9 protein-coding genes are annotated in these 12,239 nt (G+C 66.3%); 4 read left to right on the top strand and 5 right to left on the bottom strand.

What is annotated here, in order from left to right:
• Positions 1-15: 15 nt before the first annotated feature.
• From LZC95_18670 to LZC95_18655, 4 genes are read right to left on the bottom strand one after another with little or no spacing between them, the layout of a single operon-like run.
• The gene (locus LZC95_18670) at positions 16-1,332 is read right to left on the bottom strand and encodes a ribonuclease H-like domain-containing protein (GenBank protein ID WXA98837.1); all 1,317 of its coding nucleotides are present in this window, start codon (positions 1,330-1,332) and stop codon (positions 16-18) included.
• A 32-nt stretch (positions 1,333-1,364) separates the two neighbouring features.
• The gene (locus LZC95_18665) at positions 1,365-3,161 is read right to left on the bottom strand and encodes a hypothetical protein (GenBank protein WXA98836.1); all 1,797 of its coding nucleotides are present in this window, start codon (positions 3,159-3,161) and stop codon (positions 1,365-1,367) included.
• 29 nt (positions 3,162-3,190) lie between these two features.
• Complete coding sequence (locus tag LZC95_18660; protein WXA98835.1) at positions 3,191-3,709, bottom strand: NUDIX hydrolase; 519 nt, start codon at positions 3,707-3,709, stop codon at positions 3,191-3,193.
• Positions 3,706-4,338, bottom strand: coding sequence for a hypothetical protein (locus LZC95_18655; protein WXA98834.1), 633 nt, complete (start codon positions 4,336-4,338; stop codon positions 3,706-3,708). The genes LZC95_18660 and LZC95_18655 overlap by 4 nt, the downstream gene beginning before the upstream one ends.
• 152 nt (positions 4,339-4,490) lie before the next feature.
• Between LZC95_18655 and glgP the strand changes: the two genes are divergently transcribed.
• Positions 4,491-7,052: an alpha-glucan family phosphorylase gene (gene glgP, locus LZC95_18650; GenBank protein ID WXA98833.1), complete on the top strand. Its 2,562-nt coding sequence runs from the start codon at positions 4,491-4,493 to the stop codon at positions 7,050-7,052.
• A 98-nt stretch (positions 7,053-7,150) separates the two neighbouring features.
• On the top strand, positions 7,151-8,740 hold the full coding sequence (locus tag LZC95_18645) for an aldehyde dehydrogenase family protein (GenBank protein ID WXA98832.1): 1,590 nt from the start codon (positions 7,151-7,153) through the stop codon (positions 8,738-8,740).
• A 7-nt stretch (positions 8,741-8,747) separates the two neighbouring features.
• Here LZC95_18645 and LZC95_18640 read toward each other — a convergent pair whose 3' ends face one another.
• The gene (locus tag LZC95_18640) at positions 8,748-10,013 is read right to left on the bottom strand and encodes a GTPase domain-containing protein (protein ID WXA98831.1); all 1,266 of its coding nucleotides are present in this window, start codon (positions 10,011-10,013) and stop codon (positions 8,748-8,750) included.
• A 74-nt stretch (positions 10,014-10,087) separates the two neighbouring features.
• On the opposite strand from LZC95_18640, the gene LZC95_18635 reads away from it, so the two are divergent.
• Positions 10,088-10,831 (top strand): protein tyrosine phosphatase, encoded by a 744-nt coding sequence (locus LZC95_18635; protein WXA98830.1) that lies wholly within the window; start codon positions 10,088-10,090, stop codon positions 10,829-10,831.
• Between the two features lie 23 nt (positions 10,832-10,854).
• The gene (locus LZC95_18630; GenBank protein ID WXA98829.1) at positions 10,855-12,147 is read left to right on the top strand and encodes a nucleotide sugar dehydrogenase; all 1,293 of its coding nucleotides are present in this window, start codon (positions 10,855-10,857) and stop codon (positions 12,145-12,147) included.
• Positions 12,148-12,239 lie beyond the last annotated feature (92 nt).

Here is a 12,239-nt window from a genome sequence, read left to right as displayed (position 1 = left end):
GTTAGGGATTGGGGGTTAGGGAAGACCCCGAAAAAGGCTCCCCGTCCCTCTTCCCTGATCCCTAACCCCTAACCCCTGATCCCTCGCTTTTCGCGTGAGGCGCGCGGCGCGGTGCCTTCGCGAAGGCTCCGATTCGGCGGTACCTTGCTCGACCAGGGCGAGCGCCCGTGCCGGCTCCTTGACGTAGTGCTCGTACAGCTTGGCCAGCTCCAGCCGGACGCGATCGCAATCGATTTTCTCGGCCAGTTCCGCATAATCGCGCAGCGCCCGCGCCCGGTCACCGCGGGCCTTGGCGATCTCCGCCCGCACGCGGATGGACTCGTGCCCCGCCCCGCGCTGTACCGCCGTCTCCGCTGCCGCCGCCGCGCCATCCATGGCCCCCGCACGCTTGAGGGTGCGCGCCACGCCGATCAGGTCCTCCGGATCGAGCTGCGAGCCCTCGAGCGGCTCCCCGTAGAGGCCGACCAGCGCGGCCATCGAGACGACGTCCCATGAATTGTGCTCGACCACCCGGCGCAGGGCGCTGCCGTCGCCGGTGCGGAGGAAATGGAAGTAGCAGGCGCTCACGTCGGCCGAGTCCACGTCGTTGTCGCGCTCGAAGCCGAGGATCTCGCGCTCGATGTTGGTCAATCGGCAGGTGATGCCCCGTGGCTTGTGGAGCCTCCGTGCCACGTGCAGCAAATCGAGGTGCGGCAGCCCTTCCGGCGCCTCGATGCGGTTCATGACGAAGCGCGTGCGCAAGAGCGGCATGTCGAAGGCCTTGCCGTTGAAGGTGACAATCATGGTCGCCTTGCGCAGCCGCATGGCCACACGTTCGAGCATGGGCGCTTCCTCCCCGAGCTCGCGCACGAGGAGTTGCTCCACCACGAGGTCGCCGCCTTCCCAAAAGGCCAATCCCACGAGGAACGCCACGGTGCCGGTTCCGCCGCTGAGGCCCGTGGTCTCGGTGTCCAGGTACAGTGCGCCGCCCAGCTGGCAAGCTTGGAGCGACGGATCGAGCGCGAGCAACGCGAGCAGCTCGGTGCTGGCATCCCGCGCAGGAAGCAGCGGCGCCCGGCCCGTGCGGTGCGCGGGCGAAAGGCGGAAGGTGCGCACGTGCAGCAAGCCCAAATCGGTCTCGATGCTCGCGAAGGGCAGATCGTCGGTGTCGACAGGGCGCGGTGCAGGAGGTTTCTCGATCCCGCTGCGCTCCAGAATGGCGTTCATCTTCGCCCGCAGGTGCTCGAGCGTCGGCGCGAGCGGCGTGGCCGGTTCGCTCTTTTCGCTCTTGAGGAGCGCGGGCGTCTCGCCGGCGAGATCGGACAACCGACTCAACTTGGAACGCAGTGACACGCGTTCACTGTATATCCGTCCAGGCCCTTTGCTCAAGTTTGCTGCGCATCGCGCGCGGCACTCCAGCTGAATCGGTCGATCAGCACGGGCTTTTCGCCCGACAGCGGGTCGACCAAGCCCAACGCGAACACCTCGACGTGGCCCGTCTCATCGATGCGCAGCCGGAGAAAGTGCCGGTAGGCTGGGCTTCCCAGCGCCGCGAACGGCTGCGAGTGGTTCAGCCCCAGCCGGTGAATCATGGACAGCATGCCGCCGAAGGCAAAGCCGCTCGCCCAGGTGGCGACGATCCAGGCGAGGACCATCCAAAACGTGCGCGGCAACGCCCCCGGTCCCATGAGGTAGACGCCCAATCGATCGATGACGACGGCCACGTCGACCGGCAAAAGCCCGGTGAGCAGGCCGAAGCCCAGGGCGAAGGGCACGGAGCGCCAGGCGCGGTGTCGCCGCCAGCCGATGAGGAGCGCCGTGCCCACGGCCACGCACGCGCTCATGATGCAGGCCACGCCCAGCGCGGCGCGGGGGCTTTTGTCGATGTACGCCGACAAGGCCAGGGCGTGCCCGATGGCGAACACACTGGTGATGAGCCAGCCCGCGCCTCCCCAAGCCACGTGCCACGGCAAACCGCGCAGCATGCGCTTCGAGGCGATCGGCCCGGGAAATTCCGCGTCGATGGTGTACGCGCCCCGGCGCGCGGTGCGTGCACCATGCAAGAATGCGCCGCCGCCCCCGGCCACGACGTGCAGGCTCTGTCCTTCGGCGGAGCGCTCGTAATGGTGGATGTCGCCGGCGATGAACAGCGTCGGATCGAGCGAGGCCTCGATGCCAATTGATTTGAGCATCGAGGCACCCGACGCACGCACTTCACCGCTCGCCCGCGCGGGATCCGGCATCATGACGACGCGCGCGGGCGCGCCAGGCACGCGAAAGTACGACTGCTGCCGCGGATCGATGTGCCTCAATTGGCGATCGACGGCAAAAAGCTCCAACGTGGGCGCGAGCGGCAGGCGGAAATAGCTCGCACGCTGGATGGGCACATACCCAAAAAGGGCCATCGTGTCGGGCTTTTCCACGGCGACGCCCCGGCGAAATGCGTCCGCCCATGCCAGAACGGGAAACTCGTTGGTCACCGGGTGGAGCGCCCGCTGGCTCAGCGGTGAGTCAGTCTGCTCGAAGGCGCACGGCGCCTGGCACAGACGAGCGAATCCATCGAGCCCGTCGTACCAATCGTGGTTGCCCGGAATGGCCAGGAGAACGCGCGGCGTTTCGTCGCCGATTTCCTCGAGCACGTGGTTCCAGGGCACCACCAGCCGGCGCGAGACCTCGCGCACCGTCGCCACGGGATAGGCGAGATCGCCGCCGAGGATGAGCACATCGCCGCGCGGAAGCTGCGTGCCGTCTTCCAGCTCGTACGTGCCGAACACGAGGCGCCCGACCGCCTCGCTCACCGAGACGTCGTCCCCCGTGTCGGCGACGAAATCGATCCAGAGGTCCCGCCCCAAGGCGTCCACCAAGGTGGGTGCATTCTTGGCGCCGCGATCCGACAGGACGCCCACCGCGCGCTCCACCAGGCGCGGCGGGGCATCGGGGATCATCCACTGCCGCGAGTCGATGTTTTCCGTCGCGATGGCCGACGCGACCAAGTGCCGCAGATGGCCCCAGAACGCCGTAAATCCGAACCACGCGATGGCACGAGGCCGCTGCCGCCCGCGCCGGTAATACGCGCGGGGCCTGTCGCCCTCGAGGGCGGCGATGCGCATCGGTTCGGCTTTTTTGGGACCCGCGGAAGCCGCGGCAGGCAGGGCGGATGCAGCGCCGGACGTGGGGGGCACGGGCCGAAGGATATCGCCCTCCCCCGCCTTTACTCCAGAATGGCGTCCTTCGAACCGGCTTGCCGCGCCAGGTCGAACAGATCATCCAGGCCCATCGCCAGAGGCCGCGGCACGTCGTCCTCGCGGAAAAGCCGCACTTCGCGGATCTCGAGCGGGTTCACTTCGCTGGTCTGGCTGGTCTGGCTGGTCTTGCTGGTCTCGGGCGGCTCGATCTCGCAGCGGACCAGCACGTTCACGGCGTGAAAGCGGATATCGCGATCGGGTCGCGAGAAGACGCCCACGAGCCGCTCGAACACGGGCTCGCGCACCCCCGTCTCCTCGAGCAGCTCGCGCACCATGGTGCTGCTCAAGGTCTCGCCCCACTCCAACGTGCCCCCGGGCATCGCCCACGTTCCCGTGTCCGCGCGACGGATGAGCAACCATCGCCCATCGCGTGTGTGCGCCGCAATGACGATGCCCACCACAGGGCGCCGCAGCAGATGCCGCGCCACCTCGTAGATCACCTTCAATGCGCCTTTGGGCAGAATCCCGAGCGGAGAGAAATTCATTTCGGCTTTCGAATGCAGGTGCGCATCGCCTCGGGCGGGATGGCGCAGTCGAGCGAGGTATCGTTGGGCGCGCAGGCCACGAGGCCTCCATCGGCCCAACGCTGGATGCCGCCACGGTATTCGACGAGCACCTCGAACACCACCGCGGCGCGCGGCAGGCCCGGGGGCAACTCGCCCTTCACCGCGTGCGACTCGATCCGGTTGCTCGGCACGCCGCGGGCGAGAAGCTCACCCAATACGGCATTCGCCCGCCCTTGCGCCAACACCCGATCTTCGCCGGTCGTGGAATAGCCGAGGACGGCCAGACGCACGACCTTCGGATGCGGATCGTTGAGCTGTACCGCAATCTTGTCCAACGTCGCCTTGGCATCGGCCGGAACCGCCGCACTGCCGATGGCGAAGGGCACGTGATCGGAAATGCGATGCGGCGCCTCGTCCGTGAAGACGTATCCATATTGCGCGCACCCCGCATCATCCTCGCTGCGGCCTTGGTAGGCCTCCGATGCGGAGATGTTCCACGTCGGCCTGGCGCTGGTCGGCGTAGCCCGACTCGTTTCACGCGGCGGAGGTGCCTTGGACCCGCATGCGACAGCGGCCGTAACGAGCGTCGTCAGTGCCGCGAAGATCAACCAACGTCGTTTCTTTCTGTCATTTCTGCTGATCGAATTTTCTTCTCTCACAGCGGTCCGCACAGGAAGAACCTCGCTTTGTGCGCCAAATTCCGCAAGCACTTCTGCTGCAAGGTTTTCCGTTAAAGCAGGACGTGCTTAATATCGGCGCCATGCCGACGCTTCGTCGATACACGGTCCTTCCGCGCCTCCCCGCACCTCTCGAGCGATTGCGCGACATTGCGTACAACCTCTGGTGGTCGTGGTCGCCCGTCGCACGTTCTCTCTTCGTACGAATCGATCCCGATCTTTATGACGAAGTTTACGGCAATCCGATTGAACTTTTGTCGCGCGCCTCGCAACAGAAGCTCGACGAACTCGCCACCGACGATGCGTTTCTAAGCCACCTCGAGGCCGCGTGGACCACGTTCAACGCGTACATGTCGCGCGAGGGATGGTTCAAGAAGACGTACCCCAACGCGAAGGATGCGCGCATCGCCTACTTCTCCATGGAGTACGGCCTCCATCAGAGCCTACCCATCTACTCGGGTGGTTTGGGCGTGCTCGCCGGCGATCACCTGAAGACGGCCAGCGATCTCGGGCTTCCGCTCGTCGGCGTGGGCCTCGCGTACGCCGAGGGCTACTTCCGCCAGGTGCTCAACGACGACGGTTGGCAGGGCGAGCGCTACCCCATCAACGATTGGACGCGCCTTCCCGTTTTGCCGGTCCATGGCCCCGACGGCAAGCGCCTCATCATCCGCGTCGCCTACCCCGATCGCACCGTGCTCGCGCAACTCTGGCGCGTGCAGGTCGGCCGCGTTCCGCTGTTCTTGCTCGACGCGAACCTCGAGGAGAACGCCAAGGTCGACCGCGCCATCACCGGCCCGCTCTACGGCGGCGACCAGGAGTTCCGCGTGCGCCAGGAGATCATGCTCGGCATCGGCGGCGTGCATGCCCTCGAGGCCATGGGCATGAGCCCCACGGCCTGCCACATGAACGAGGGCCACTCCGCCTTCCTCGCCCTCGAGCGCATTGGTCGCTTGATGCGCGAACGCGGTGCCAGCTTCGCCGTGGCGTGCGAGGCGAATTCCGCGGCGAGCATTTTCACCACGCACACCCCCGTTCCCGCGGGCAACGACGTTTTCCAGCCGGAGCTGGTGCGGCGTTACCTCGAGCCGTACCGCGCGGCGCTCAACATCAGCGAGGAGCAGCTGCTCGGCCTCGGGCGCTCCGATCCGCGCGATGCGAAAAGCCCCTTCTCGATGCCGGTGCTCGCGATCCGCTCGGCCGACCATTACAACGGCGTGAGCGCGCTGCACGGTGAGGTGTCGCGCAAGATGTACAAGACGCTCTGGCCGGAGCTGCCCGAGCACGAGGTGCCCATCGGGTCGGTGACCAACGGCGTGCACATCGCGTCGTGGATCAGCGCCGAACACGGCGAGCTTTACACGCGCTACCTCGGCCCGCGCTGGGCCGACGAGGTGGACGATCCGGCCTTTTGGGCGCGCGCGCAGAACATCCCCGACGCGGAGCTGTGGCAGGTGCACGAGCACCGCCGCCATCGCCTGGTGCAACTCTGCCGGCATTGGCGCCGGGTCGCGGCCGAGCGCCGGCAGCTCACGCCGGACGAAATCGAGCGCGCCCAGCAGGTGCTCGACCCGCGCGCGCTGACCATCGGCTTCGCGCGCCGCTTCGCCACGTACAAGCGCGCCACCTTGCTCTTCAGCGACATGGCCCGCGTGAAGCGCCTGCTCGGCGATCCCGATCGGCCCGTGCAGCTCGTCTTCGCCGGCAAGGCGCACCCGCAGGACAAAGGCGGCAAGGAGCTCATTCGATCCATCGTGCACGCCAGCCGCGATCCGGAGCTCGCCCGCAGGGTCGTGTTCATCGAGGACTACGACATGCGCATTGCGCGCGCGATGGTCGCCGGCGTCGACGTGTGGCTCAACACCCCGCGGCGCCCGCACGAGGCCAGCGGCACCAGCGGGATGAAGGCGGCCGCCAACGGCGCGCTCAATTGCAGCGTGCTCGATGGCTGGTGGGCCGAGGCATGGGCGCGCCATGGCAGCGAGGTGGGCTGGGCCATCGGCCGCGGCGAGGAATACGAGGACGGCGCAGGCGATGCGCTCGAGGCCGAGGTGCTCTACGATCTGCTCGAACGCGACGTGGTGCCCCTCTTCTTCGACCGCACCCCGCACGACCAACTGCCGCGCGCCTGGATCCGCCGGATGAAGAACTCCATCTCCAAGTTGATCCCGGAGTTCAACACCGCGCGCATGGTGCGCGAGTACACGGACACCTTCTACGTGCCGGCCATCACCTTGTCCAAACGGCTGCGCGAGGGCAACCTGGCGGAGGCCGAGCGCCTCACCACGTGGAAGGAGAAGGTGCGCGCCGCCTGGCCGCACGTGGCCATTCAGTCGGTGAACGTGCGCTCCAAGGAGCAGCTCTACGTGGGCGAGCCCCTCGACGTCGAGGCGTTGGTCCACCTCGGCAGCCTCACCCCCGACGACGTGGTGGTCGAGCTGTACCACGGGCAAGTTGCCGCCGGCCAAGACCTACCGCGCGGCGATGTCGTGCCGATGAAGCTGGTGTCCCGCACGGAGCACGGGCATCTCTACCGCGGTTCCATCCCGACCAAGGACAGCGGTTCGCACGCCTTCGCGGCGCGGGTGATGCCGCACAATCCGATTTTGACGCACCCCTACGAAACCAACCTCGTTCGCTGGGGCTGACGCGCTATCGTAAACCTCGGTCAAAAACCCCGCTCCCGCTCCCGGATCTGACAAGAACGATCGGGATCGGGAGGGGGATCACGAACCGGAGGTGACCGATGGGCGCAGTCGCATTCGAGCAACGCGAGCCAAACGAGCAGGGTGCGGTTGGACAAGGCAACGGCGGCCCCGCCGCGGGGGGCACCATCCGAAGTTATGCGCCGGGCAGCGGTGAGCTGCTCGGCGAGGTGCCCGTCATGTCTCCGAGCGAGGTTCTCGCCGTCGTCGAACGCGCGCGCAAAGCGCAGGCCGCGTGGGGCGTTCTCCCCGTGGCCGAGCGCTGCGAGCGCCTTTTGCGCTTGCGCGACGCCATCGTCGACCACGCCGAGGACATCGTCGAGACGATCACCCGCGAATGCGGCAAGCCCCGCCACGAGGCACTGACCCACGAGGTCACCCTCATCGCCGATTTTCTCACGCACTACTGCCGCCACGCCCCGCAGCTGCTCGCACCACGCCCGCTCGATCTGCATCTGCTGAAGCACCGCAAGAGTTACGTGCATTATGCACCCCGCGGGGTCATCGGCATCATCTCGCCCTGGAATTACCCCTTCTCCATCCCCATGGGCGACGTCGTGGCCGCGCTCATCACCGGCAGCGCGGCGGTGGTGAAGCCCAGCGAGGTCACGCCGCTCACCATCCTCAAAGCGAAAGCCATCTACAACGGCACCGGCCTTCCCGAGGATCTCTTCGGGGTGGTCACCGGCTACGGCCCCACGGGCCAGGCGCTCATCGAATCGGGCGTGCACAAGGTCGTCTTCACCGGCGGCGTCGAGACCGGGCGTCGTGTGGCCGCGGCCTGTGGCGCGCGCCTCGTTCCGTGCGTCATGGAGCTCGGCGGCAAGGCGCCGCTCATCGCGTGCGCCGACGCGGATCTCGAGCGGACCGCGCACGCCATCGTCTATGGCGGCTTCTCCAACGCGGGCCAAGCGTGCATCTCCGTCGAGCGCGTGTACGCGCACAAGGACATCTACGCGAAGCTTCTGCACCGCGTGAAGGAGCTCACCGCGTCGCTGCGCATCGGAGATCCGTCGAAGGACTACGTCGACGTGGGCGCGATCATCTTCCCCAAACAAATCGAGATCGCCGAACGCCACATCGAGGACGCGCTGCAAAAAGGTGCGGAGCTCGTGCTGGGCGGTCAGAAGCGCCCCGGGCCGGGCCAATTTTTCGAGCCGACCATCCTGGCCAACTGCACGCACGAAATGACGGTCATGACGCAGGAGATCTTCGGCCCCATCGTGCCGTTTGCGCGCGTCTCCTCGGAGGAAGAGGCCCTGTCCCTGGCCAACGCCTCGCACCTCGGGCTCAATGCCTACGTCTTCACCAAGGACCGCGACCGCGGCTGCGCCCTCGCCGAGCGCATCGAGGCGGGCAGCGTCGTGGTCAATGACGTGCTCATTAACTATGGCGCCATCGACACGCCGTTCGGCGGCATCAAGCAATCGGGCTTCGGCCGCGTCCACGGGGACGACGCCCTGCGCGACATGGCCGAGGCGCGGCACGTGAACTACGACCGATTCTCACCGCCCGAGCGCGATCCGCTCTGGTTCCCCTATTCGGCCAAGAGCCTCGGCTGGTTGATGCGCGGCTTCCGCCTGCTCTTCTCGGGCAAAGGCGTCGTGCAGCGCATCGGGCAGATCTTCTAGCAGGCTCCTAGAGCACGCTCGCCGCAAGCCCGGTGGCGTTGCGGCGGGCCTCGACGACGAAGGAGAAGCACTCGAGGGCCTCTCGGAAGATCACTTCGTCGCTCTGGCGCGCCGCGCGCACCAAGGCGCGGAACTTCACGTACCGCCGGCCGTCGAGGCCGAGCAAGAGGCACACGAGCGCAGGATCGCGCGGCGCATCCGCCGAGCCACAGAGGCCCGCGGCAAAGGCGAGCACCCGCGAGAGCAGCACGTCGCAGGCCATGATCGCCCCCAAGGTGTCGTGCGCGGCCAAAAGATGCTCGCACTTGCGGACCGCATCGCGATCCACCTCGGGCCAGAGCTCGGCCATGCTGAACGACGTCCCACCCTGCGAGGACGGCGACACCGTCGGCACGAGGTACGAGCCGCTCTGCGAGCCATCGGGCCGCGCACGCGATCCCCCGGCCGAATCCGGCGCGCGCGCCAAGGCATGCGCCGCCTGCGCGCCCTGCCCTGGTCCCGCTTGTTGCGCCTGCTGCGCTTGTTGCGCGGAAGCCGCGGCCATGGCGGCCACCAGCGGCGACTTCTCCCGCCGCGCCGGAGGCGCCTCCACCGGCTTCGGTCGCGGCGATTCGGCGAGCCCGCGGATCGCATCGGCGATGCCCGAGGTTTCCTCGTCGAGCAGCATGATGATCTCGCGCCGGTTCGGCAGCTCCGCGCGGTACGTCTCCATCGTCAGCTTGGTGATCTGCTCGAGCCCCTCGAAGACGCCATCCCCGCGCGTCGCACTCGTCCCAATCGACGGGGCGCTGAACAGGTTGAAGCGCCGATCCAGCTCGTCCTCGGAAACCACCTCGCTCAAGTCACGCTTGTTCCATTGGAACGTGTGCGGCAGCTGCGAGAGCGCGCGCCCGTGGTCGGCGAGGTTCGCGTTCAGATCCTCGAGCGACTCCTGGTTCGCATCGAGCCGCGCGGTTTGCGAGTCCGCCACGAACACGATGCCATCGGCGCCGGTGAGCACGAGCTTCCGAGTCGCGCTGTAATAGACCTGGCCCGGCACCGTAAAAAGTTGAAGCCGCACCGTCATGTTGCGGATCTTCTGGAGACGCAGCGGCAGAAAATCGAAGTAGAGCGTCCGATCCGTTGGTGTTGCGAGCGACACCAGCTTGCCGCGTTTGTCGGGCGCGGAGGCTGAATGGATATGTTGGAGCGTCGTCGTCTTCCCGCCGAGCCCGGGGCCGTAGAAGACGATCTTGAAAACGAGCTCCTGAGTTAGCGGATTGAGCGAGGCCATTCGCAGCAGATCGGGGTGCTAACCGCAATCGTAGTAGCAATCCCAGCCCGAATTGGTCCAATTCCATTCGAGGAATGCGCGATTTTATCGATCTCCATAGCCACTGGATCGCCCACATCGACGACGGTGCACGCAGCCCCGCCGCCAGCGTCGCCTTGCTTTCGGGCTTGTTCCAAGCGGGATTTTCCACGGTGATCGCCACGCCGCATATGCGCCCGGGTATGTTCGACAACGACCGTCCCGCACTCCAACGCGCGTACGAGGCAATGGCACCGCACCTGGAAGAAGCCGGCGTCCCGCTCCCCCAGGTCGATCTTGCCAGCGAGCATTTTTTCGATGACATCGTTTTTCAACGCCTCGTGTCCGGCGAAGGCTTGCCCTATCCCATCAAGACCGCGGGCGGGTCCTCGGCTGGCCGTCGTGCCGTCCTCGTCGAGCTTCCCTCGAGTGCCTTCCCGAGGAACCTGCAGGCGCGCTTCTTCGACCTGCGCCGCGCCGGCCTCACGCCGGTCCTCGCGCACCCAGAACGCTACCAGCCCGTCTGGAAAAACATCGGCGCGCTGACGCCGCTGCTCGATGCGGGCACGCACCTGCAGCTCGACCTTTGTTCGCTCGTGGGAAAGTACGGCCGGGCCGCACAGCGTGCGGCGGAAGAGCTGCTCGAGGAAGAGGCCTACGAGATCGCCTGCTCCGATGCGCACAAGCCCGAGGACGTCGACGCCGTGGTTTCGAGCATCGAAAGGCTCGAAGCGCTCGTCGGCCGGGCCGAACGCTCGCGGCTCCTCATCGAAGGACCCCGCGCCCTCCTTTCCTCCTAGCCCGGCTTGGGACGGACATCTCCATGAGCCAGCTTACGAAGGAAGAGCGAATCGCTGTCATCGGTCTCGGTTACGTCGGCTTGCCCGTCGCGCTCGCCTTTGCCCGTCATTTCCCCGGCACGGTCGGTTTCGATATCGACAAGAAAAAAGTCGAAGAACTTCAAAGTGGTTACGACCGAAACCATGAACATAAACGTGAAGAGCTTACAGCCTCCACGTTGCGCATGACAAGTGATCCGCAAGAGCTCGAGAATGCTACGTTTTTCGTCGTGGCCGTGCCCACGCCGGTCGACGAGCACAACGTGCCCAACCTCACCCCGGTGATCCGGGCCAGCGAGACCGTCGGCAAGGCCATCTCGAAGGGCGCGTGCATCGTCTACGAGTCGACGGTCTACCCCGGCGTGACGGAGGACGTATGCGGGCCCATCCTGGCGCGCGTCTCCGGGCTCGAGCGTAAGGACTTTCGGCTGGGCTACTCCCCCGAGCGCATCAACCCAGGCGACACCGAGCACACGCTCGAGCGCATCGTGAAGGTCGTCTCCGGCGAGGACAGCGCCACGTTGGAACGGGTGGCGGAGGTCTACGGCACCGTGGTGAGCGCCGGCGTGCACCGCGCGCCGTCCATCAAGGTCGCCGAGGCGGCCAAGGTCATCGAGAACACGCAGCGCGATTTGAACATCGCGCTGATGAACGAGCTGGCCATCATCTTCGACCGCATGAACATCCGCACCAGCGACGTGCTGGCAGCGGCGGGCACGAAGTGGAACTTCCTGAAGTTCAAACCGGGCCTGGTCGGCGGCCACTGCATCGGCGTCGATCCTTATTACCTCACGACGAAGGCGGAGCAGCTCGGCTACCAGCCGCAGGTGATCCTCGCAGGGCGCCGCATCAACAACAACGTCGGCCCCTTCGTGGCGCAGCGCACGGTGAAGCTGCTCATCGATGCGGACATCCCCGTGAAGCACGCAAAAGTTGGCGTCTTGGGCCTCACCTTCAAAGAGAACGTGAGCGATTTGCGCAACAGCAAGGTCCCGGACATTCTGACCGAGCTTCGGCAGTTCGGTATTCAGGCGCTGCTGCACGATCCGCTGGCGAGTGCACCGGAGTGTGTTCACGAATACGGCTTGCAGCTCGCGGCGCTCGAGGAGTTCCACGATTTGGACGCCCTCGTTTTCGCGGTCGCCCACGATGCGTACATGAAGCTGGGTCAGGCGAAGATCCAATCGTTCGTGCGCCCCGGCGGCATCTTCGTCGACGTGAAGAGCGCCTTCGATCCGCGAAAGATCGATCGTCAGATTCGCTATTGGAGTCTTTGACGCGCGAAATGATCGCCCGGGAGCGGAAACCCGACGAAGAGCGGCCACGGCCGCCGTAAATGGCTGGAATCTTCGTCGGGTGTGGTACGGCG

Source organism: Sorangiineae bacterium MSr12523 (assembly GCA_037157775.1).
Lineage (GTDB): Bacteria > Myxococcota_A > Polyangia > Polyangiales > Polyangiaceae > Pendulispora > Pendulispora brunnea.
Note: the sequence above shows the minus strand (reverse complement) of the source record. Positions and strands in the feature narration are given on the sequence as shown.

Bases quoted from the DNA above. Each gene is read 5' to 3' on its own strand.
- LZC95_18660 (WXA98835.1), bottom strand. From the start codon at position 3,709: ATGAATTTCTCTCCGCTCGGGATTCTGCCCAAAGGCGCATTGAAGGTG.
- glgP (WXA98833.1), top strand. From the start codon at position 4,491: ATGCCGACGCTTCGTCGATACACGGTCCTTCCGCGCCTCCCCGCACCT.
- LZC95_18645 (WXA98832.1), top strand. From the start codon at position 7,151: ATGGGCGCAGTCGCATTCGAGCAACGCGAGCCAAACGAGCAGGGTGCG.
- LZC95_18640 (WXA98831.1), bottom strand. From the start codon at position 10,013: ATGGCCTCGCTCAATCCGCTAACTCAGGAGCTCGTTTTCAAGATCGTC.
- LZC95_18635 (WXA98830.1), top strand. From the start codon at position 10,088: ATGCGCGATTTTATCGATCTCCATAGCCACTGGATCGCCCACATCGAC.
- LZC95_18630 (WXA98829.1), top strand. From the start codon at position 10,855: ATGAGCCAGCTTACGAAGGAAGAGCGAATCGCTGTCATCGGTCTCGGT.